This window comes from Gilvimarinus japonicus (genome assembly GCF_042847215.1).
GTDB classification, from domain to species: Bacteria; Pseudomonadota; Gammaproteobacteria; order Pseudomonadales; family Cellvibrionaceae; genus Gilvimarinus; species Gilvimarinus japonicus.
Map to the genome: position 1 here is coordinate 3,600,494 of NZ_AP031500.1, position 22,306 is coordinate 3,622,799.

Here is a 22,306-nt window from a genome sequence, read left to right on the forward strand (position 1 = left end):
CGTACCACGTAAGGCCTTTAGTAAAAGCTAAATCGCCAACGTTGGAATTTAGCTCACACTTTTTAGGTGGCCATCCACCGCTACTGGCACGGATGGTCGTCACCCGCACATCACTTTATTGTGGCGCCACTAGGTTAATACCATCAATGGTTGCGTTGTAGTTTTGGCCATCGCTGGCGGTAAAGGAAACACGCAGTTGATAAAAATGACCTTCGGGTAGTTCGGCGGTCGGTATTAGTTCTGCCGTGCTGAAGCTCTCTGCCGACTCGCCCGACTGAACGCGCAACGCACTAGCGTCCACCTTAATCACATCTTTTACCGGAATCCAGCGCGACTTAAAGTGCCGCAACCAAAAACGCAGGCCACCTTCATCGGAGTCAATCACTTGGTTACCCGAGCCGGCATCGTAGCTCACTTGTAGCTCGATCGGCTGACCAATCACAATGGCCTGGCTAGTCCAACGCTCACGGTTATTAATGGTTATGTGCCCTTCGCTGTAGGCATCTACTTGCAGCGTAAAACTGTCGCTGGTATCCGGAGCCTGCACAGACTTGGCGGTGATTTCCGTGCGGCCCGGTTTGTAAGCATGCAATACACCGTTTGGGTTAATGCTCGCCACCTGCGTGTTACTGCTTGACCACTGCACGCTCCGGTCGTCGGCATATAGCGGGGTAGCTTCGGCGCTCAAGCGACGCTCTTGCCCGGTGTACATTTGCGCTGGTTGGTCGGCAATCGTTACCGCCTTAACGGCCACAGGCTGCCAATCGACAACGGCGACAGCCATTGAATCGCTCACGCTGTTAGCAACGCTCGTCGCGGTGATCGTTGCCCGCGCGCCAGGTTTGCCCACAGCCGTTATAACACCGTGCTGACTGACGCTAACTTGATCGGGGTTATCCGACATCCATTTCAAACGGGTATCCGCATGTTCGGGTGTAAAAGCCGGCTGCAATGGATAAGCGGTTTGTGTCCGCACCTGGAGCGATTTGGGCCCCACGTCAAAGCTTTTTGGCGGCAGCTGATCGGTTGAGATAAGCGTATTAACACCGGGGGCTGTAAACTCGGCGGTTTCGCCATTGCGCCAGGCAATACTAACGCGCTCTATGGTGCGCTGAGGGCCCAAGCCAAAATGAACAATATTGAGTAGGCTTTGCGAAAAAACCTCCCCCGCCGAGCCAACCCGTTGGCGATAGCTGTGATCTTTAGTGTGCAGCGTTACATAAGCGCCCATAGGGTCGACGTGATGTTTAGGCGAGTAACCCACCGTAACCAAGCTATAGTTGCCTTGCTTAGCGCGGCTGTTTTCATACAAATACCACTGGCCGCCCTCACTGCCGAGTAAAAGATCAAGGCTGCCGTCTAGGTTAAAATCAAATGCCTGCCCCATGTCGCCATTGCCCGGCCCGCCAACATCATTTGCGCCGTGCATAGTGACAGTATCAAAGCTTCCGTTACCTGTGTTTAACAGTAAATAATCTGAGGTTTTTCCAGACACTTTGCCCCAGCGATTAACAAAAATATCTTGATAGCTGTCGTTATTAAAATCACCCCGCGTTACCCCCAACGAGTTACTGCCCGGCGGTATTTGCCACTGCGATGACACATCGACAAAACGCTTGCCATCGTTGCGCAGCAAAATATCCGCCTCGTTACGGTTTTGCGCTACAAAATCGGTGGTCACGCCTGTCACACCCGTTAAGGTGAATTTAAAGCCCCAAAAATCATCGCCGTTGCGCACCAGCGCGGCTTTCCACTGGCCGTTGCCTAGGTACCCAAAGTACATACCGTTTTTTGAAATATCATCGGGCCAGCCCTCGGCTTGATTTGGCTCCAAGGTCCAATCTTGGCCTTTTTGCAGCACCGTCGATTGTTTATCACGCCCTAAGAATATTGGGTAATCTTTACCCCGTTGCTGACCCTGCGCCAAAAAATAATAATCCGAAAATGCCACCGCGCCATCCGCGCTAAAAGAGAAAGTGTCTACGCCTTTAAACCCGCGCGGCTTGATGGCAAACACTTGCTCCAGCGGATCGAAGTCAACCGATGGTGTTTCTCCCTCACCACCCTCAAACACTTTGCCGCGCGCCAGGTATAAATCCAAGTCGCCATCGTTATCGATGTCGACGTCAACTACCGCCATAACGTTAGTCAATGTCGCTACCGCCGCTGGGACTTTAGCGGTAACGTCGGTAAAGGTGAAATCGCCATTGCCTTGCCATAAGCTCAAAGGCCCGTACATTACAAAATCGTCTATACCATCGCCGTTAAAGTCGGTTAACAATACTCGCGACTGATGCACCGACTGAATACCGGGAACCGATTTTCGTGCAAAACCACCGTCACCTAGGTTCTCGTAAAAAAAGTGTTGGGGTTTATCGCCGTGCAAGCTGGTTTCGTTAAACAGCAGTAAATCCAGGTCGCCGTCTAAGTCCATATCTGACCAGCGGGCACCGCGACCGCGGCCGCCTTTGTTGATTCCTACATCGCCCGTGTAAAGCACCAGAGTACCGTTATTATTGCGATAAAAGTTAGCCTTCGACGGGTCGGTACCATTACCGCCACCTTGGGTAACCACTAAATCTAAATCGCCGTCGTTGTCGTAATCGCCCGGGGAGGTGCCGTGTAAGTCATGCATAAACCAACGCGCCAAATTGGCATCGTGCTTGGTTACGGTGCCGTCGCCGTTGTTCCAGTAAAGTTTGCTGCTGGCATCATTGTGATTATTCACAATAAAATCATAATCGCCGTCGCTGTCTATATCGGCGATGGTCGGGCCGCCATATTTTAGTGAGCTCACCTGGTCCATACCCGCTTGTGCGGTAATATCGTTAAAACGCGGCAGCGCTAAATCCGCAACCGGCTCAAAAGCAAGGCTGTTAACGGTTAGTTGAGCGTTATTGGCCGACAGGGTTATCTCCACCGGCCCCAAGGCATCAAACTGCACCAGTGCACTTAAAGTTTGCTCGCCGCTGGTGGGGATATCCAAGCTCTCCACCAGCAGTTTGTCGTTGGCGTAAACGCTGACACTGGCGTAATTTGCAGGGTTATCTACCTGTAAGGTTAAACGTTGGGTAACGCTAGCGCTGATGTCGCGCTCAAGTCGATGTGGCGTTAAGGGGGCTAACTCAAAAGACTGGGGCGGTGCCGCCAAATCGCTACAGCCACTCAATAAGCAGACGGAAAGAGCAAGGGCATGCGCCTTTTGCCAAGGCATGGCAGCAAAATGAACCTGAATCATAGAATTATCGCTATTGTGATTGTAAAGGTCAGACAAGCATTCATTATTGTCTATTGTATACAACCTTAATCAAGGTTCACCACATAATGCAAGGGTTTTAACCTCGGTTTACTCAGGCACGCCCCTCAAAGTCGAACAGAATGTCGCTACAGGCCTTACGTTACAGCCGCTGCGAGTCACCTTATGGCCTCTTAACCTTGCCGTGGCCCTTAAACAGCGCGGATATTGCAATGCCGCAAAGCTCGGCCCCTTGCTAGACTTTTGGGTCAGCGTTTACTACAACTAATAAAAGAGCTTAGCGCGACACCCTGCGGTACAACTAAGCTCGAAACACGCCAGACTCAAGTCAAGCCGCTACCATGGCGAGTCATTTTTATCCCACTAACGCTTAACCAGGCAGCACTCGCTTTGTCATTACTTAGCTACAGCCTATGCCTTTTATGCCGCCAAAGCGCCGACCAGATTCTCTGCGCCGGATGCGCGGCGCATTTAAAGACACTAATCATTGGCGAGCACCAATGCCGCCAATGCGCGTTACCGCTGGATACCGATATTGAATACTGCGGCGAGTGCCTGGCAACGCCCCCGGCGTTTGATCGTATTGTTGCGCCCTGCCGTTACGGGCACCCGCTGGATTATTTAATTGGCCGCGCCAAACACCACCACTGTTTAGGCAGCGCACGAGTACTGAGCGCGTTAATGGCAGGCTATGTTCAGCAGTACTATCGCGTACTACCACAGCGAGAATGGCCCACTAAAGTTGTCGCGGTGCCGCTGCACTGGCGGCGGCATATTAGCCGCGGCTTTAACCAAACCCATCCACTCGCCCGCGCCGGCGCTCGCGCCATTGGCTTACCTCTAAGCCGAAAACTACTGAAACGCACCCGCGCCACCGAACCGCAACAAGGCTTAACCCGCCGCCAACGGTTACAAAACTTACACGGAGCATTTGTCGCCCGCGACTTAAAAGGCCAACGCGTTGCCTTGGTCGATGACGTTGTCACGACCACCACAACCGCCCGCGAGATCAGCAAAGTACTGCGCCGCGCCGGCGCCGCCGAAGTGCATATTTGGGCGTTGGCAAGAACGCCAGCGAATGGTTGATGTTAGGCGCCGCAGAGGCGGGCTGGGTTTATATGCCCGTATCGCCACGCCCGGCGACCGAGGGCAAACAAATTGAAGATTTAACCAAGGTAAGTCGGATAACTAACAAACACCAAGGAAGCGCTTACTTAGCGCCAGTGCGGCAATTAACGGAAACTGCGCGTACCCGAAAGCCAACCCCCACCAACCACAAAACGTGTGAACCCCCAGCAAACCCCGTACAATACCCCGCCACAACCACCCACTACCCTAGGGGGCCCGTATGAGCGAATCAGCCGAGCACACCTCACACCCGTACGAAGCCTTAACCCCCGACTTGGTTATGGACGCGGTAGAGAGCTTAGATTACACCTGCGATGCCCGCGTGTTTGCCTTAAACAGCTACGAGAACCGCGTGTACCAGGTGGGCATTGAGGATAGCTCACCCATTATTGCCAAGTTTTATCGGCCGGCGCGCTGGACGGATGCACAGATTCTTGAAGAACACAGCTTCTCGGCCAATTTGCACGATTTGGGCGTGTCGGTGGTGCCGCCGATTGTGGACGATAATGGCGAGAGTTTATTTGAGTTTCAGGGGTTTCGGTTCTCGCTGTATAAGCGCCAAGGCGGCCACGCGCCTACACTGGATAACTTTGATCATCTGCTAAGTTTGGGCCGCGCGCTGGGGCGGATTCACGCGTTGGGCCAGGTGACACCGTTTGAGCACCGCCCCACACTCAACACCGCAACCTTTGCCGAGGCGAGCTTTAACTTTTTGCTGGATAACGAGTTTATCCCACGCTCTTTACTGGAGGCGTACACCACCCTGGGGCGAGATTTAATTGCCCGCTGCCACGAGATTTTTGCCCAAGTGGAGTACACGAGTATTCGCCTGCACGGCGATTGCCACCCAGGCAATATTTTGTGGCGCGACGATGTACCTCATTTTGTGGATTTTGACGATGCCCGCAACGGCCCGGCGGTACAGGATTTGTGGATGTTGCTATCGGGCGATCGCGCCCAGCAGACGGCGCAGATATCCGAAGTGCTGGAGGGCTACCGCGAGTTTTGCGACTTTAACAGCGCCGAGCTCCTGCTGATTGAGGCGCTGCGTACCCTGCGCATTATGCATTACAGCGGCTGGCTGGCTAAGCGCTGGCAGGACCCGGCCTTTCCGCACAGCTTTCCGTGGTTTAACACCGAGCGCTATTGGGCCGAGCATATTTTAGAGCTGCGTGAACAGCTGGCCGCCATCAACGAGCCGGCACTAGAGATTTATTAGGTTAATATCGCCATAATAGGCATATTGACCGCGTCACCCAGGAGCTACCATGTCAATCGATACGGCCACCTCAAGCGCCGACCCTGTATGGGACGAAATTCGCCAACGCGCCTTTGAGCAAGCGAGCCGCGAGCCGATGCTCGCCAGCTTTTTGTACGCCACTATTTTAAATCACGACTCACTCGAAGATGCGCTGAGCTTTCATCTGGCCAATAAACTCGACAGCCCGGCCCTGCCGGCCATCTCGGTGCGCGAGGTGATTGATCAGGCACTGGCGGACGACTCAAGCATCGGTGCTGCGGTACGCGCCGATATTCAGGCCATTAACGAGCGCGACTCGGCCTGCTGCTCGCTCACCACGCCGTTTTTATTTTTTAAAGGTTTTCATGCACTGCAAGCATACCGGGTGGCCCACTGGTTGTGGCAACGCGAGCGCTACGCCATGGCACTGTTTTTACAAAATCGCATCTCGGTGGTGTTTGCGGTGGATATTCACCCCGCTGCCGTTATCGGCCGCGGTATTATGCTCGATCACGGCACGGGGATTGTGATTGGCGAAACCGCCGTGGTGGAAGATGACGTATCGATTATGCAATCGGTCACCCTGGGCGGCACCGGCAAAGAGTCCGGCGACCGGCACCCCAAAGTGCGCAGCGGTGTATTGATTAGCGCCGGCGCGAAGATTTTGGGTAATATTGAGATTGGCCGCTGCGCCAAAGTCGGCGCCGGCAGTGTGGTATTAAAGCCCGTACCACCGCGCACTACCGTTGCCGGCGTGCCCGCCAAAGTCGTCGGCAGCGCCGATTGCGACCACCCCTCGCGTGCCATGAACCACTCGCTGGACGGGTAAACCATCCGGCGAGGCTTTGCAATTGTTCACCCTTTGACCCGACAATCTGATGTATATTTGGCATTACTTTCACCTATAAACAAGGCGACACCGGTGAACACCACCACTAACAATAAGGAATGCCACATATGCCTAGTCTTTTACAGCACAGCAAACTCCCCTTAGCGCTCGCAGTTGCGTCTCTACTAACGGGGGCCACCGCTTACGCTAATCCCAACGTCGATAGCGAACAGTGGATCGATTTATTTAACGGTAAAAACCTCGATGGCTGGACCATCAAAATTCAGGGCTCGCCGCTGGGCGAAAACACCTTAGATACGTTTCAGGTAGAAGACGGCTTACTGAAAGTACGCTACGACAACTATAAATCGTTTCCTGCCGAGCACGCGGGCTTTGGCCATATTTTTTACGCTGAGCGCGAGTTCTCGCATTACATTTTAGAGGTTGAGTACCGCTTTGTGGGCGAGCAAGTGACCGATGGCCCCGCTTGGGCGTACAGCAACAATGGCATGATGTATCACGCACAAAGCCCGCAGTCGATGGCGCTGGATCAGGATTTTCCGCTCAGTGTGGAGTACCAACTGCTAGGCGGTAACGGCACCGATGAGCGCTCGACCGCCAACCTTTGTACCCCGGCGACACAGGTGGTGATGGACGGCGAGTTGCGCAAAGACCATTGCATCAACTCATCCAGTAAAACCTACCACGGCGATCAGTGGGTTACCGTACGACTAGAAGTTCACGGCAGCGAGCTGGCGATTCACAGCGTAAACGGTGAACAAGTCATGCAGTACACAGATTTACAGCTAGACGATGGCACTGCTCGCGACAGCGGTTATATCGCCCTGCAAGCCGAGTCGAATCCGGCCGATTTTCGGCGTGTGCGACTGCTGAACTTAGAAGGCTGCATGGATAAAAAAGCCAGCAATTACCGTTCGTACTTTATTAAAAATGACAGCGACGCCTGCGAATACTCCAACTAATCACATCGCTAACGGCCTATCTAGGCGCAACAAATAGCCCCGACAAAAACTAAAAAGCCGCCCACTAGGGCGGCTTTTTAGTGCAACAATCGCTAACGTTAATGCCCTTCTGGCGCCTCCGCACCGTCAAGGTTACTCAAAAACGCCACCAGATCCCGCAACTGAGCTTTATCCAACAGTAAACCCATAGGCGGCATACCGGAGGGCGAATTGGTTTGCTTGGCAATATCGGCGCGCGCAACTTTCACTGACTTGCCATCGTTGGTTTCAATGGTTAGCTCAGAGTCCGACTCAGCGGCAAACAAACCTTCAACGTTAGTGCCGTCGGTTAAGGTCACACTGATGCGGCCAAACCCTGGGGCGATACGGCCACCCGGATCAACCATTGCCTGCAACAATTGCTCGTCGCTTAACTGCTGGCCGATGTGCGTTAGCTCTGGCCCCACGCGATTACCGCGCGTACCCACCACGTGACAGCGCACACACTGGGCGGTACTGCTATAGCGAAAAATATTGCGCCCTTCTTCGGCATCACCACCGGCAAGTGACTCGGCGTAAACCTGCATCGGATCGTCGCGATCTTTACCGGCCTCATATTCTTTTACTAATTGCTTCAGCGAATCTTTACCCGAATTTTCGGCGGCATTGATTAGCTCTAATTTTACGGCGGGCGCAATATCACCGGCGATCAATTTTTGCATTTGATCCGCCAGCACCGTTTCAGCCTCGGGCGCTTTGATTTGCGCCAGTGATTTTAGCGCGGCCTGCTGCTCCGTCACCGAGCCTTGCGCCAACAAAATAGTGTGCATATCCACTTGGGTGGACACCGGAATGTCCAGTGTGGGCACCATACCCAGAGCCGTCATTCGCACTTTTACGGCATCGTCTTCCAGCGCTTGGTAAATAGCTTTTTGTATATCGGCGTAGTCGAGCTTTTGCAAATTAACAAGCGCGGTATTGCGAACATCTGCCGAATCATCGTCGCTGAGAATGTCGTTTAAGCGGGTCGCCGCATCGGCGTACACCAAGGCGCCCAGCGCATTCACGCTGGCTTCACGCACATTGGCGTCGGCGTCTTTGAGCAACTTAGGGTAAACATCGGCGAGCGCCGCTTTGGCATCATCGCCATTGCCGGTGCGCTCGCCACGATAACGACCACTTACCCGGTCAAAGACCGATGGTTCCGCCCAGTTTGCCAGTGCAGCAACCGCTTCGGCCCGCATCGCCGCCGGCGCTTTGGTATCGGCGGCGTAATCGGCCAAGCGCTTAGCCGCTGGCGCATCGGCGACAAACGCGTTGGCGTTAATCACCCGGCGCAGCAATGGCTCGTTGCTAAACTCAGTCGTGCCCAAAAGTTTTGCCAATGCCGGCAAGGCGTCGTCGACAAATAAATCATCGTTAATGGCGCGCGCCGCGTTGGTCACCACAAATTGGCTGTCATCATTTAAAAAGTCGGCCAGCGCCGGGCTTTTAAGTTGGCGCAATGCCACTACCGTCGCAACGCGCACGGCCTCGGATGGGTCATCCGCGAGGGCTGCCAATGCCTCGACATCGCCAATGCGGGCCAAAGCAATAGCGCCGCCTTGGCGCAAATACACGTCTTTATCATTGTTTGCTTTAAGCATGGCGACGATCGGCGCCGTGGCATCACTATTGCCTAGCCGCCCCAACGCTTGCGCGGCAAAAAAGCGGACGCGGGCATTGTCGTGCTGCAAATTGGCAAGCAACGCCTGCAGGGCGGGTTGATAAGCCGCATCGCCGATAACTTTGGCCGCTTGCGCGCGAATTTCCGGGTCGGCATCGTCCAGCAACGCAAGCAGCGGCTCGGCGGCATCAACGCTCTCGCGTGCGATCTGCCCCAAGCCCCAAATAGCATGAATGCGGGCAAGCTGCTCATCACTGTCGAGCGCGGCCGTCAGTGTCGCCCGCTGGTTGCGATCCACCAGCTCAAATTGCGCATTAGAGCGCACCCGCATATCGGCGTGGCCCAGCAGCTTAGTAAGGGTTGCTAGCTCAAGCTGGCTAAAGTCAGAAGTAAGCCATTTAGCGGTATCGGTGCGAGCCTCAGAGCCCTTGGTTTCAGGTGTATCCAGTTTCCAAATCCGGCCCTTACCGTTGCGGCCCCAGCCTTCGATCCAGTCACTGGTGTACAGCGCACCCTCTGGGCCAACATCCAGGCCAGTGCTTTGTACGCCGCGCATCACAGATTCGTCAGTCGCCAACTCAAAACCGGCGCCATCGGGCTCGAGGGTAAAAGCGTTAATACCCGAGCGCGGCGCCGAGCCGGTGTATTGCACAATAAAAAAGTGATCGACCCAACGCTCGCTCAGCGCGGTGCCGGGGTTGTAAAGCATGCCGGTGGGGCCCGCGTGGTAAGCGGCAATAGGCGGCAATATGTGAGCGGCTTGCCCCGCAAAGCGCGGCTTGTAAAACTCTTCGTCCATCCAGACTTTATAGGTGTTGTTTTTCGGATCGGTGTATTTACCAAACTGCCAGTTGATGCGCCAGCCAGAATCCGAGCCGTCAACCAGATAAACCACCCGCTCAGACTCGCCGGGGTGGTCGCCGTCGTTATCAACGCTAATCAGGTTGCCGTACTTATCAAAGGTAAATTCATGGGTATTGCGTACCCCGTGAGCAAACACCTCAAAGTTGCTGCCATCCGGATCGCTGCGCACCACTACCCCCTGGTTGGGGTACGGGTACTCATTACCATCGACGTCGGTAATGTGTGAGCCAATATCGCCAATACCGTAATAAATGCGGCCATCGGGGCCCTTGGTAATACCGGACATGCCGTGCCCACTAAAGCCGACGTGAACGCCAAAACCATCCGAGATGGCAAGCTTCTCATCGACGACGCCATCGTTATCGGTGTCTTTTACCCGCCAGGCATTAGGTGCTACCGCTAAAAATAAATCGTCGGTGTGGTTATCGTAGTAAATACCACCGAGCACATCGGTAATCTCGGAATTAAAATCTTCTAAAAACGTTTGCGCACGATCGGCGCGGCCATCGCCGGTGGTGTCGCTCACCTGCAGCACTTGCTCTTTAACCACCGCCAAGTCCTGCCAATCGTGAACGCCGTCTTCGTTGCGGTCGGGCACGTCTTTTTCGGTCAGTCTTTTATCGGCGGCAAAGGTTTTGTGCAAAAACTCGCGGCGATCTTCATTGGTCTCCATAGCGATGGAGTCCGTCAACCAATGAGGGTAAGGGCGAATATCAAACTCAGAATTATTACTGCGCCGAGTAATGGCCACCCAGGCCCGGCCTTTGTTATCCATGCTCAAGGCAACCGGGTCGGCCATTAGGTCTTCCGACGCCCACAAGTGCATATCCACGCCGTCGGCTAAATCAAGGCTCACCTGCGCGCTAATACGCTTGGCCCGGGCGGCCATCTCGGCATCGGTCATGGCAATGGCTTTAACCGGCTGGCCAGTACGCTCTTGCACTGAGGTATCTTTTGCCGGCAGGTCTACATCCACAGCGCCAGGCGCAACGGCAGACTCGTCTTGGGAGCAGCCAGCCAAAGCAATAGCGGCGGCGAGCGCGGTTAAACGAAACAGGGTGGCGTAACGGGTTACTTTCTGAGTTTTAGGCATAGGGCTCACAGTTATCATTATGGTCTTGAGGAATACAAGGATTTTGGAGTATAAGCCAGCAAAACCGGCATTCAAGTTAAGTATTGTTTGCGTCAGATAACGCCAGCCTGCACCAGAATAGACACGGTGCACGCCAGCGCGCGCTTAAAGTACGCACACAACTCGAGTATAGCCCCAAATTTAGTGCTGTTAACCAGTTGGCGAATATTTTGCTTAATAGCTTTGCCCAGCTCTCGAATGATTGCTCTCACCGGCCTGAAGGTTCAAACCTATGCAGTACAGTAAACCTATGATTGACCTTGTCATGGAAGTGCGCCGCCGTCTGCCATCAAGCCTAAAACCCAGTGTTAAGCTGGCAAACCCCGATTTACTCTCTGAGCTTTTGCAGCACTACCCTCACTGCCGTGACACGATTACCCGCGCGTTAATTAAAGAGCTGATGCAACTTGCCGGCAGCCCCTGGCCGGCGCAGCTTGAGCAACCGAATACGACGCCATCTCCCCACGTACAAACCAAGGTATATCGCGGTCAGGTGAGCTTAGAAGAGACACCCCCACACGCGGCAAAAGCACCCGAGCCGGACACCAAACGGCCGGTGCGGGTTTATCGTGGCCAGGTGATTTATAGCTGATAAGCGCGCCAATACCCCCGCAGTAGCTGCTATGCTTAAAAGATTCTGACAGCTCTTTTGTAGGTCACAACTGTGCCTCAAACATTCGTGCGCCGTTTTATCTTAGTTGTTTTTTTCGCGCTACTGAGCGGCGCCGCACCACGTTTGATGGCCGTCGATACCTCGGTGAAGGTGACTGTTACCAAGGATGTTATCGACGATTACCAGCGCTTTGTCGCAGGCCGAGAGGTTAGCGCCATCGATTACTACGGTGGGCCGGGTGCCCGCCGCGACGTGATTGAGTTGGTATTGTTACAGCAAGCTCTTAAGCTTGGAGGGTTTAACCCGCCCTTGAGCATAGTGCGTGAACAAACCTATCGCCGCACCCTACACCAAGTGGCCAACGGCGAGCTTATCGGCACAGGGGCTTTGGCCTGGAGAACCGACGCGGCAGACTTACAAAACAAGCTGTATATCAGCGCCGCCGCCATAGAAGATGGTGAGTTTATTGTCGGGCTCTACACCTCACAGCAAAATCACAGAGCGCTTAACGCCAGCCAGCAGACACTAAGACGCCTTGTCGCCGTTACTAGCCCCGATTGGAAGGTCGATCAGATCACTCTGGATGCGCTGGGGTTTCGCAATATTTATTTAACCAACACTTGGGTTTCTATTGTGCGTATGTTGCACGCGCAACGCGGGGATATCACTCTGGCACCGTTTCAAACCGGCGCGCGAATGGCGCTCTACAACGAAGAGGCCACACTGCTGCCAATCCCCAATATTAAGGTGGCATTAAAAGGATCGCGCCATTGGCTTGTGAGTCGCCAGCACCCGCTAGGAGAAACCTACTACCAAGCGCTTGAGCGCGGATTGGCGCAATTGCGCCAACGGGGCGTTATTCGGCGCGCTTACCGCGAGTGCGGATTTTTTAATCCGGCGGTGACCGATTGGCCGCTATTACAACCGCCGCAAGAGTAACCTGGTACAGACGCTAAAATTAACGGCGCCGCTTAACTCAGCTGCCCGCGCACACGCTCCAGCAAAGCTTTGGTTGCGCGAATACCTTCGGCCGCGGGCAACTCATTGCCCTCATATTCAATGCCAACATAGCCGGTGTAGCCGGCGGCCTTAATAAGCTCAAAAATACGCAGATAATCAATATTTGGCTCGTTACCTTCGTCATCAAAGCGAAAGGTTTTTGCACTGACCGCTCCGGCGTAGGGCATTAGCTCGGCAACACCTTGGTAAAGGTTGTATTGCTTAATGCAGGGCGAATCCCACAAGTCGCCCGACTCGCGCTGGTAACAAAAATTACCAAAGTCGGGCATAGAGCCGCAAAAAGGGCTATCGGCGTCTTTTAACACAGCCGCCAGCTTAGCGCCGTGAGAGGAGTAGCCACCGTGATTCTCCACTAATATTTTAACCCCCATGGGCCCTGAAAACGCCGCCAACTCAGTCAAGCTTGCCACCGACGCCCGGTGCCAGTCCTCGGCGCCGCCACTGCCATGCAAATTAACGCGAATACTGTGACAGCCCAGCTCGGCCGCCATTTCGACCCACTTATGATGATTATTAACCGATTGTTTACGGCGCTTTTCATCCACGGTGGACAAATCGCCTTCGCCATCCACCATTATCAATAAGCTTTTAACGTTGTGGTCGGCCGCCCGCTGTTTTAAATCGCGGATAAACGCCCCGTCGCGGGCTTTATCCATAAAAAACTGATTAACGTATTCCACCGCCCCAATATCAAAGCTGGTGCGGGCAACAGCGGGAAAATCCAGAGTACTAAGGGATTTATCAAACAACGCTTTATTCAGTGACCACTGCGCCAAGGAAATATCGAAATGATAAGGAGCCGCTGCCGTTAACTCATCGGCACGCACCCCCAAAGCAGAGCTGCCGGCCAAAGCACCAGCCCATTGCAAACAATGACGACGAGATAAACGAGCCATAACCACCTCACAGCGACTGTCGCGTAATAGAGCGCCACAGCAAAAATGTATACGTAGAGGGGATTCTAGCGCGTGCGCGCATCAGTGCCAATTGCGGCGCGAAGAAAACTGCGGGCGCAGAAACTCCATTTGATCGCCGCGAATGCGATCGGTGTTGATAAGCGCAAGATACTCGGCATTGTTGGGGCAAAAAGGTAGAGCGAGTAATTCCATGTCGGTATCCGCCAACAGATGGCTGCCTTTGCGCTGATTACAACGCTTACACGCCGTGACGACGTTTTTCCAAATATCGCGACCACCGCGACTGACCGGGTGAATATGATCGCGCGATAGCGCAGTGGTGGGAAACTCTTTACCACAGTAAAGGCAGAGGTAATCGTCGCGGGCAAACAGCGCCCGGTTGGTTAGTGGAGGGGTATGGCGGTAGCGTGCAACTCGGCTGCCACCACAGGCAATAATAGCGGGTAACTGTATCTCTGAGCGCAACCCGCTACCGCGAGCGTAACCACCAAGCACTCGGCGAACCGAGCCTCCGAGACTCCAGACCACTAAGTCGCGGGCGTATAAGCAAACCGCATCCTGCCAGTGCAGCCACTCAATGGGCTGGCCGGCAATATTAAGCCTCAGAATCCGCGCGTCCATCGATCCCTCCTGTAAGGCAAAACCCTCACTTGTGGCTAGCAGAGTGTTCAAAATGCGTGTTCAGCGGCTCGCAGTTCCGAGCACAAATACCTGCGCCGCCAATCATCCCAGTCAGTGTACGGCTCATCGCCGCGCCTTGGCGGGCATGCGATGAAAAACGCGGGTTAACAGCCTTGGATCAGCTTTTTAACCACCAACTAAGGGCGTCTATCTCCGCCGCAGTCGCCTCTTACAATGTGCTTTGTGTATATGACGACAATATGTCAAATGTACCGCTTTTTACGCGATTTACCTAACATTTAGTCAGCGGGCCGAATTCTAGTCAGCGGGCCGAATTCGCGCCGCCCCAGAGGTTAATTCTCTAAGCTCTTCGGTTATCGCGCTTACGGCCGACTCTGGCACGTTCGCCGTAAGCGTCACCTCGGTGGTGTAATCGGCGGCAACAACAGTCATCTGGTGCTGCTCTAAACAGTGGCGCACCCGCTCCTCCAGGGCAAAACCCACAGCGATAGAGATACCGATAGAGGGCGTCACCACACTCCAGAGGGCAACATCCAATGCACCAGAGACCGCCGCGCCATAGGCGCGAACCAAGCCGCCGGCACCCAACTTGGTGCCGCCAAAGGTACGCACCACCACCGCCATACAGTTGCCGGCCTCGCGGTGCTCCAGCACGTTCAGCATGGGCTTGCCCGCCGTGCCGCCAGGCTCGCCATCATCACTAAAGGCCATACTTTCTGGCTGGGCCGCCGCGCCCAGAATATACGCCCAGCAATAATGGCTGGCCCCCGGTCGCTCGCGCCGCAGCGTCTCTAGCTGCGCCAGAGCCACTTCACGCTCTTGTGCCGGACTTAACACCGCGGTAAAGGTGCTGCGCTTTTCTTCAAACATAAACTCACACGGTGCTGCCAACACCTGATACGGTCGACTCATGCCACTCCAGATAGAACCCAGCGGCTCTCTTTTGCCTATTTCAAACCCATATTATACGGCACCCATCGGATTTGAACCGCCGTCTTTCAGGGTAGCGCGACACGAGCAAAGCCGCTCATCCGCGCCCAATCGGCAACACGCCAATGGGGGGCCGATTAGTTTTTCTGCGGCTCGCTTGTTATCATCGGGGTCTAATTGGGTGGTGAAGGCTAACGGCGCCTCTTAAAATGTGCGCGTTAGCCCCAATAGTAACGTAAAGATGCGCTATTATTATCACGTTCACGCTGGTGCAGGCTGTCACCCATACTATCGGCTGCCATTCTTACTGTAATCTGATACCCATTGGTTATCCGTATTACTCAGCACTGTCACAAGCACTAGCCTGTGAACCATCAAAACAGCTTTGCCACGAATAAGTTTTTACCGTGGCACAGCGTTTTTATACAAGCGCTTTACAGCGACAACCAGATACTCGTTAGACGCAACCTGTATTTGGCAACAGACAAGTACGACAACCCTTATTGACCACAGCGCCAGGAGCAATCTATGAGAATTTTTGAAGAGATGGAATCTGAAGTACGCGGTTATGTACGCTCGTTTCCCACCGTATTTGACGTGGCACAGGGCTCCGAGCTGTTTGACGAGAGCGGCACCCGCTACATCGATTTCTTTGCCGGCGCGGGGGTTCTAAATTACGGCCACAACCACCCGATGATTACCGAAGCGCTGATCGAGTACTTAAAGCACAACGGCATCGTGCACGGTTTGGATAAAGCCACCATCGCTAAGCGCGCTTTTTTGCAAAAGTTTCGCGACACCATTTTGGCCCCGCGCAACTTGCAGTACAAAGTTCAATTTACCGGCCCCACCGGCACCAACGCTGTAGAGACCGCGTTAAAATTAGCGCGCATGGTAAAACAGCGCTCTAATATCATTGCATTTACCAACGGCTACCACGGCCTTACCATGGGGGCGCTCGCGGCCACTGGTAATTATTTTTATAAAGATGAATCTTACGGCTCACGCGCCAATACCGCGTTTATGCCGTTCGATGGCTTTTTGGGTCAAGATGTAGACACCATCGATTACTTGCGTAAATTTCTCTCCGACGGCAGCAGCGGCATCGACTTGCCCGCCGCCATTATCGTCGAAACCGTGCAGGGCGAAGGCGGGGTAAATGTCGCCAGCATTGAGTGGCTCAAAGGGCTGCAAGATGTGTGTCGCGAATTTGATATTTTGCTGATCATTGATGACATTCAGGTAGGCAATGGCCGCACCGGCACATTCTTTAGCTTTGAGCGCGCCGGCATTCACCCCGACATGGTGACTTTGTCTAAATCCATCGGGGGCGGTTTGCCTATGGCGCTGCTACTAATGCGCCCTGAGCTGGACCAGTGGCAACCGGGCGAACACACCGGCACCTTCCGTGGCAACAACCTCGCGTTTGTGGCCGCAACCGAGGCGCTAAGCTTTTGGGATAACGACGACTTGGCCAATGCGGTCGAGTACAAAAGCGACATACTCAAAACTGAGCTAGAAAAAATCGCCGCTGACTTCCCCGAGTTTGAACCTAAGGTGCGCGGACTAGGCATGATTTACGCACTGGAGTTACCCAGTGGCGTCGCTAACGAAGTCTCTGCCGAGGCGTTTGAGCGCGGCCTAGTCATCGAAACCGCAGGCGCCGACGATCAGGTGTTAAAGTTCCTGCCATCGCTACTGATTGATGAAAATTTACTGCATGAAGGTATCGGTATTATTCGCGACTCGCTCAAAGTTTTATCGGAGCGCCGCAATAAAATGATGACCGGTCAGTAATTGCGCGGGACATTAGTCCCGCAGCAATCTTTTTGCAAAAGCGGCGCACTTGCGCCGCCCACCAAAAACAGAAGGATGCCATGTCAGATATTATTATCAGCAAGTTTGGTGGCAGTTCAGTTGCCGACGCCAAGCAAATAGCCAAGATCAAAAACATTGTTGAAAGCGACAAAAAGCGGCGCGTTATTGTGGTGTCTGGCCCCGGACGAAGCCACAAAAACGAAGAGAAAGTGACCGATCATTTGATCAACATTGCCACCAAAGGTATTCACTTTTACAACCAGCGCCAAGATATATCGGCCGACGATAGCCGCCAAGCGGTGATCGATAAATTTACCGCCATCATGCGCGACTTAAAAGTCGACAGCAAAGAGATTCTTGCCTCACTCAGTAAAGACCTTGACACCGACCTGGGCGGCGACAAACGTGTGGCTTTTCTCGCCTCTCGTGGCGAGCACTACAACGCCCGCATTATCGCCGCTTATTTTGACAAAAGTGGTTTAAAAGCGTGCGCGCAACTGCCCGAGAATATCGGCTTTGTGGTAAGCGATAACTACCTTGCCGCGAAAACGCTCGATCAAGCCTACGAGAATGTCCAAGTGCTAACCGAGTACGACGGCATCTCAGTGATACCTGGGTTTTACGGTGTAACCGAAGACGGCAACATTGCGGTGTTCTCGCGCGGCGGTTCGGATTTAACCGGCGGCGAAATTGCCTACGCTTTAGATGCCGACACCTACGAGAACTGGACTGACGTCAACGGCGTGTACGAGGCCGACCCGCGCATTATCACCGAGGCTCGCGCCATTCCACGGCTAACGTTTAAAGAAATCCGCCTACTGTCCAGCAAAGGCTTTAACGTTTTTCACCTCGATGCGATGCTCAAATGTCGCGACCGTAAAATCCCGATTAACATTCGCAATACTAACTCGCCAGACGATCCGGGCACGCTCATATTAAACGAGCGCGTACCAGAAGAAGGCGTGGTGGGAATTGCCCGGCTCGACAACATGTCGTACATTCATATCGAGAAAGATATGCTGGGCGAAGAGGTGGGCTTTACCGCATCGCTGCTGCAAATTTTTCACGACTTCGGCATCAACACCTACCACTACCCCACCGATAAAGACGATATTGCGGTGTTGGTCAGCAAAGACGATTTACTGGGCAGCATCAACGATTTGCGCCGGGTGATCGAAAAACGCCTGAAACCCGACAACATGCGCGTGGTCTACAATTTGTCGGTTATTACGCCGGTCGGCTTGGGCCTTAACCGCAACTCTTACCCTATTATTGAAGCGCTAAGCGCACTGGGCGAGGCGTTTATTCCAATCGACCTGATCGACCAAAGCCCGTCGCAAATTTGCTTTCATGTGGGGGTATCACAAACGGTGGCCGATCAGGCGACGCGGATTCTTTACGATACGCTGATCGGTAACGCTTAACCGGCTTAAGCTTTGCGCATTATTGTGCCGCACCGTCGCTACGTTTAACGGCTTTCACACCGACGTAGCGGCGGCATGAGCACGTCCCCGCAACAGTGACAACACCGTCGCCAGCAGCAAAAAGCCCATAGCAAGGTTTATCGCTTGATGAAACGTCAGCAGTAATGGCTCGGCAATCGCGCGGCTCATGGCGCTATCGCCTAAGTGCCAATGCACAAACAAGTTCACCAAACTCATTCCCACCAAATTACCCATCACCCGCGCTAAATTCAAAGTGGCGGCCGCCACCCCCACCTCGTGGGCCTGCGCCGAGTGCATGACCACATGGTTATTGGGACTGGAGAAAAAACCAAAACCAAAGCCAACCAACAGCAACGCCAACATAATATCCAAACGCTCGGTGGTACCGTCTAAAGTACTCAGCAGCGCAAAGCCCGCCAAAGTACACGCGCAACCGGCGCTGGCCAACCAACGGGCCGGAAAAAAATCCGACAAGCGCCCGGCGATGGGTGCCACAAAGGCCATGGTGAGCGCTTGCACCAACAGAATCTGTCCGGCATCGCCGGCGCTGTAGCCGCGCACATACTGCAAATATAGGCTGAGCATAAACCCCAGCGGATAACTGCTGGCGTACATCAGCGACGCAGTCGCCAGAGACATAGAAAACAGCTTAGACTCGCGAAACATCTGCACCCGAATTAGCGGCGCTTTGGCGCGCGCCTGCATGCGCACAAATACAGCAAGCAACACTAACGCAAGCACCACCAGCGCCGCATTCTCAATGTCCGGCAGCCCGGCCAAGCCCACCGCCAAGCACACCGCCACCGCGGCAAACAACACCGCACCGCGCCAATCAAACCGATCTTTGGTGTGGCTGTGCCACTCTCCCGGCACGCGCATCAAGATCCCCAGTACCACCGTCGCAATAGGCAAAGGCAGCAAAAATACGTAGCGCCAACCCAGTGCTTCGGTCACCCAGCCGCCAAGCGCGGGCGCCAAGGTTAAGCCCAGGTAAATACACGCGGCATTCAACCCCAGTGGCAGACCGCGCTTATCGGCGGGAAACACCGAAATCAGCAACGCCATGCTAGTGGCAAACATCATCGCCGAGCCGATGCCCTGAATAAACCGCAACAGCAATACCACCTCTATGGACTGAGCAAAAAATGCCACCGCACTGGTGCCGGCATTAACGCACACACCCAAAAAGAATAATCGTTTGCGGCCCCACAAGTCGGCGCACTTGCCGGCGGGCAACATAAACATAATATTGCTGATAAGCACCACAGTGGGAATCCAACTCACCAACACGGCGTTGGCGGCTAAATCTTCAGCCAATGCCGGTATAGCCACATTCACCGAGGCCATACCCAAAGGCGCCACAAAAGCGCCCAGGCAAACGGTTACCAGCACCAACCAAGGCGAGGCAATTTTATCCAGAGTGGGAGAGTTCGTATTCAAACAACAGCCTATACACGGAGCGTTACTTGCGGCCAAGCAACAAAGGGGAATTCACAAGCACCATTAAAACACAGCGCCCAGGCGATTCATCACGGCTTTACCCGTCTTTTCGTACGCCCGGCCATACATGTGGCAAGCCAAATTGTTGTTCAGGGTGAGTAAAATCCAGAGCGCCCACTATTGGGAGGCATGCAGCAAAAGGCCGCAGGTAATGATGGCGCACTAGAGTGACCCGAGGTGTGCGCTGATAAGGGCTAAGCCAAAACGAAGAAAACCCGCAACAAGGGGGCCTGCTGCGGGTTTTACAGGATGGAGACCAGCCTTGGGCTCAATGTCGGCGAGATCCGTCTATTCCTTGCCTCACAATCCCTGTGTGGGTATTCCCTGTTACGTCACAATCCGTGCGACATTCCGTATTGTTCCCTTTGAACAGCCATAATCCTTATGCTCTTGTCCAGTTAGCTATTATGCGCCCCTTTAATCGACCGATATAGTCGCCTTTGTCACAGTTTCCTGTAAGAGATATCGTACAAAAACCGTCTAAAAGACCTCTTCCGGCTCTAAATCAAACAGATATTGTGGCGCCACATCCAGCTTACGGCTAATGTCGTCGCCCTGCTCTTTTAGCAATTGCATATCTTCAGGGTTAAGGTCTTCACCCAAGCCCTGCCGGATGACAATCTCCACCCGGCGATTACGCGCCCGGTTGGCACTGCTATCATTAACCACCAGTGGCCGAGTGTCGGCAAAGCCCGACACCTCAAAGCGACGCGGGTTAAGGTAATTGCCACGCAGCAACTGCGAGGCAACAGAGGCCGCGCGCATGGCGGATAAGTCCCAGTTGGAGCGGAACCGCTCAGAGCGAATAGGCACATTGTCGGTATGCCCCTGCACTTCAATGCGTCCGGGCTTAAGCATCAAGACCGCGCGAATCTCATCAATCACATCGTAGTAATCCGGTGCCAAAGTCGCCGTGCCCGATTCGAACGAGCCTTTCTCGCGAATACGGATAATAATCTGCCGGCCGCGAGTTTCAATTTCAAGCTCGCCGTTGGCAATACGCTCTTTCAGCTTATCGGCCAACTCTGCCGCATCGGCGCGGGTTTGCGCTACCAGCTCTTGCATAATTTGCTCGAGCCGCTCGCGGGCGCTGTCGTCCATATCGGGTTCGCCGCGCTCGATGTCGTACTCTTGCGAGTCGCGCACCTCTAGGCTCATCTGGGTGATGTCCTCAGTGTGCTGCTTGATCTCATTAATGGGTGTGGGGTCGGGCCGCCCCGGGCTAAATTCTTGGGCAATAATACTGGTGCCTTTTGGCACCTCATTGACGGATATTTCAGCCTGAACCCCAAACGCCTGCGCCAGCGAGCCCGCCAAGCGTTTAAACTTCATAGCATCCATTTCCGAGAACGACAAAAGCAGCACAAAAAAGCACATCAGCAATGCCATCAAATCGGCAAAGGTTGCCATCCATGCCGGCAAGCCGGGCTTGCAGTCGCAGCCGCTATCTTCGTCTTCGGTATTCATAGGGGTTAACTATCCGCCGCATCGACGACGTCGCGTTTGCGCTCGGGCAAGTAGGTGCGCAACATGCTGTCGATTACCCTGGGGTTTTGCCCCGCCTGAATCGCCAGCAAACCATCGATGATCATGCTTTTAATCATGTGCTCTTCTGCGGCGCGCAAGCGGAGCTTATCGGCAATGGGCAAGCACACGGCATTGGCCAACATGGCACCGTACAAGGTGGTCAGTAGCGCTACGGCCATCGCCGGGCCAATCGCTTTAGGGTCATCCATATTGGCCAGCATCGCCACCAGCCCGATCAGCGTACCGATCATCCCCATGGCTGGGGCCACATCACCTAGCGCGGCAAATATGGCCGAGCCGTTATTGTGGCGCCGCTCGGCCAGCGAGCGATCTTTAGAGAGCATGACCCGCACAACATCTGGGTCGTGACCGTCGACCAGCAGCTGAATGCCTTTTTGCAAAAAGTTGTTGCTGACGTCTTTTCCCTCCAGCGACAACAATCCGCCTTTGCGCGCAGCATCGGCCAAATCGACGACTTCATCAATCAAGTCGAGAGGGTCATCATTTTTATTAACGAAACTCTTGCCGGCCACTTTAAAGGCGCTGAGAAAGTGGCCCAGCCCAAACTTGGCCATAACCGCAAAGATACTGCCCCCCAGCACAATAACCAAAGACGGGCCATTGACGAACATGCCGATCTCACCCGACATAAACATCGAGACAATAATCAGGCCCACCGCCCCAATCAGCCCAATCAGCGTTGCTAAATCCACACCCCTCTCCTCAGTTTTGCCCGGCCCGCGCAGCCCTAGTCAGCAGTTACCGTCGCCGAGCCCACCGCCAATAAACCTATTGTAATCACAATAATAACCCGATC

The 22,306-nt window shown here is 54.1% G+C and carries 16 protein-coding genes; 8 read left to right on the forward strand and 8 right to left on the reverse strand.

The annotated features are described in order from the left end of the window. Positions 1-115: 115 nt before the first annotated feature. On the reverse strand, positions 116-3,238 hold the full coding sequence (locus tag ACGHAD_RS15245; RefSeq protein WP_382414926.1) for an FG-GAP-like repeat-containing protein: 3,123 nt from the start codon (positions 3,236-3,238) through the stop codon (positions 116-118). Positions 3,239-3,646: 408 nt separating this feature from the next. Here ACGHAD_RS15245 and ACGHAD_RS15250 point away from each other — a divergent pair, with 408 nt between their 5' ends. From ACGHAD_RS15250 to ACGHAD_RS15265, 4 genes are all read left to right on the forward strand, one after another. Then, positions 3,647-4,342, forward strand: coding sequence for a ComF family protein (locus ACGHAD_RS15250; RefSeq protein WP_382414928.1), 696 nt, complete (start codon positions 3,647-3,649; stop codon positions 4,340-4,342). A 262-nt stretch (positions 4,343-4,604) separates the two neighbouring features. Beyond that, positions 4,605-5,603, forward strand: coding sequence for a serine/threonine protein kinase (locus ACGHAD_RS15255; RefSeq protein ID WP_382414930.1), 999 nt, complete (start codon positions 4,605-4,607; stop codon positions 5,601-5,603). Between the two features lie 49 nt (positions 5,604-5,652). Further along, entirely contained in the window at positions 5,653-6,453 is an 801-nt protein-coding gene (cysE, locus tag ACGHAD_RS15260; protein WP_339617906.1) for a serine O-acetyltransferase, read from the forward strand. A 128-nt stretch (positions 6,454-6,581) separates the two neighbouring features. Then, positions 6,582-7,436 (forward strand): DUF1080 domain-containing protein, encoded by an 855-nt coding sequence (locus ACGHAD_RS15265; RefSeq protein ID WP_382414932.1) that lies wholly within the window; start codon positions 6,582-6,584, stop codon positions 7,434-7,436. 98 nt (positions 7,437-7,534) lie between these two features. Here ACGHAD_RS15265 and ACGHAD_RS15270 read toward each other — a convergent pair whose 3' ends face one another. Then, a complete protein-coding gene (locus tag ACGHAD_RS15270; RefSeq protein WP_382414934.1) occupies positions 7,535-11,038 on the reverse strand; it encodes a HEAT repeat domain-containing protein in 3,504 nt (1,167 codons plus the stop codon). A gap of 271 nt (positions 11,039-11,309) precedes the next feature. On the opposite strand from ACGHAD_RS15270, the gene ACGHAD_RS15275 reads away from it, so the two are divergent. Continuing rightward, on the forward strand, positions 11,310-11,669 hold the full coding sequence (locus ACGHAD_RS15275) for a hypothetical protein (RefSeq protein WP_382414936.1): 360 nt from the start codon (positions 11,310-11,312) through the stop codon (positions 11,667-11,669). 72 nt (positions 11,670-11,741) lie between these two features. Further along, positions 11,742-12,629: a hypothetical protein gene (locus ACGHAD_RS15280; RefSeq protein WP_382414938.1), complete on the forward strand. Its 888-nt coding sequence runs from the start codon at positions 11,742-11,744 to the stop codon at positions 12,627-12,629. Positions 12,630-12,661: 32 nt separating this feature from the next. Here the strand turns inward: ACGHAD_RS15280 and ACGHAD_RS15285 are convergent, their stop codons facing one another. From ACGHAD_RS15285 to ACGHAD_RS15295, 3 genes are all read right to left on the reverse strand, one after another. After that, positions 12,662-13,606 carry a sugar phosphate isomerase/epimerase family protein gene (locus tag ACGHAD_RS15285; RefSeq protein ID WP_339617911.1) on the reverse strand — a complete coding sequence of 315 codons (945 nt, stop codon included), beginning with the start codon at positions 13,604-13,606 and terminating at the stop codon, positions 12,662-12,664. 81 nt (positions 13,607-13,687) lie between these two features. Further along, the gene (locus ACGHAD_RS15290) at positions 13,688-14,248 is read right to left on the reverse strand and encodes an HNH endonuclease (RefSeq protein WP_382414940.1); all 561 of its coding nucleotides are present in this window, start codon (positions 14,246-14,248) and stop codon (positions 13,688-13,690) included. A 318-nt stretch (positions 14,249-14,566) separates the two neighbouring features. Further along, on the reverse strand, positions 14,567-15,181 hold the full coding sequence (locus ACGHAD_RS15295; protein WP_382414942.1) for an IMPACT family protein: 615 nt from the start codon (positions 15,179-15,181) through the stop codon (positions 14,567-14,569). A gap of 546 nt (positions 15,182-15,727) precedes the next feature. On the opposite strand from ACGHAD_RS15295, the gene ectB reads away from it, so the two are divergent. Together ectB and ACGHAD_RS15305 are read left to right on the forward strand one after the other, a co-directional pair. Continuing rightward, on the forward strand, positions 15,728-16,996 hold the full coding sequence (gene ectB, locus ACGHAD_RS15300; RefSeq protein ID WP_339617914.1) for a diaminobutyrate--2-oxoglutarate transaminase: 1,269 nt from the start codon (positions 15,728-15,730) through the stop codon (positions 16,994-16,996). A gap of 80 nt (positions 16,997-17,076) precedes the next feature. Further along, positions 17,077-18,441: an aspartate kinase gene (locus tag ACGHAD_RS15305; protein ID WP_339617915.1), complete on the forward strand. Its 1,365-nt coding sequence runs from the start codon at positions 17,077-17,079 to the stop codon at positions 18,439-18,441. Positions 18,442-18,495: 54 nt separating this feature from the next. Here ACGHAD_RS15305 and ACGHAD_RS15310 read toward each other — a convergent pair whose 3' ends face one another. The 3 genes from ACGHAD_RS15310 to pomA all read right to left on the reverse strand — a co-directional run bounded on the left by ACGHAD_RS15310 (position 18,496) and on the right by pomA (position 22,202). Beyond that, the gene (locus ACGHAD_RS15310) at positions 18,496-19,902 is read right to left on the reverse strand and encodes an MFS transporter (protein WP_382414945.1); all 1,407 of its coding nucleotides are present in this window, start codon (positions 19,900-19,902) and stop codon (positions 18,496-18,498) included. A 540-nt stretch (positions 19,903-20,442) separates the two neighbouring features. Next, positions 20,443-21,429 carry a flagellar motor protein MotB gene (locus ACGHAD_RS15315; protein WP_382414947.1) on the reverse strand — a complete coding sequence of 329 codons (987 nt, stop codon included), beginning with the start codon at positions 21,427-21,429 and terminating at the stop codon, positions 20,443-20,445. Between the two features lie 5 nt (positions 21,430-21,434). Continuing rightward, on the reverse strand, positions 21,435-22,202 hold the full coding sequence (pomA, locus tag ACGHAD_RS15320) for a flagellar motor protein PomA (RefSeq protein ID WP_339617918.1): 768 nt from the start codon (positions 22,200-22,202) through the stop codon (positions 21,435-21,437). Positions 22,203-22,306: the final 104 nt, after the last annotated feature.

Excerpts from the sequence above, each read along its gene's own strand:
- ACGHAD_RS15245 (WP_382414926.1), bottom strand. The coding sequence starts at position 3,238 with ATGATTCAGGTTCATTTTGCTGCCATGCCTTGGCAAAAGGCGCATGCC.
- ACGHAD_RS15255 (WP_382414930.1), top strand. The coding sequence starts at position 4,605 with ATGAGCGAATCAGCCGAGCACACCTCACACCCGTACGAAGCCTTAACC.
- cysE (WP_339617906.1), top strand. The coding sequence starts at position 5,653 with ATGTCAATCGATACGGCCACCTCAAGCGCCGACCCTGTATGGGACGAA.
- ACGHAD_RS15265 (WP_382414932.1), top strand. The coding sequence starts at position 6,582 with ATGCCTAGTCTTTTACAGCACAGCAAACTCCCCTTAGCGCTCGCAGTT.
- ACGHAD_RS15270 (WP_382414934.1), bottom strand. The coding sequence starts at position 11,038 with ATGCCTAAAACTCAGAAAGTAACCCGTTACGCCACCCTGTTTCGTTTA.
- ACGHAD_RS15275 (WP_382414936.1), top strand. The coding sequence starts at position 11,310 with ATGCAGTACAGTAAACCTATGATTGACCTTGTCATGGAAGTGCGCCGC.
- ACGHAD_RS15285 (WP_339617911.1), bottom strand. The coding sequence starts at position 13,606 with ATGGCTCGTTTATCTCGTCGTCATTGTTTGCAATGGGCTGGTGCTTTG.
- ACGHAD_RS15290 (WP_382414940.1), bottom strand. The coding sequence starts at position 14,248 with ATGGACGCGCGGATTCTGAGGCTTAATATTGCCGGCCAGCCCATTGAG.
- ACGHAD_RS15295 (WP_382414942.1), bottom strand. The coding sequence starts at position 15,181 with ATGAGTCGACCGTATCAGGTGTTGGCAGCACCGTGTGAGTTTATGTTT.
- ectB (WP_339617914.1), top strand. The coding sequence starts at position 15,728 with ATGAGAATTTTTGAAGAGATGGAATCTGAAGTACGCGGTTATGTACGC.
- ACGHAD_RS15305 (WP_339617915.1), top strand. The coding sequence starts at position 17,077 with ATGTCAGATATTATTATCAGCAAGTTTGGTGGCAGTTCAGTTGCCGAC.
- ACGHAD_RS15315 (WP_382414947.1), bottom strand. The coding sequence starts at position 21,429 with ATGAATACCGAAGACGAAGATAGCGGCTGCGACTGCAAGCCCGGCTTG.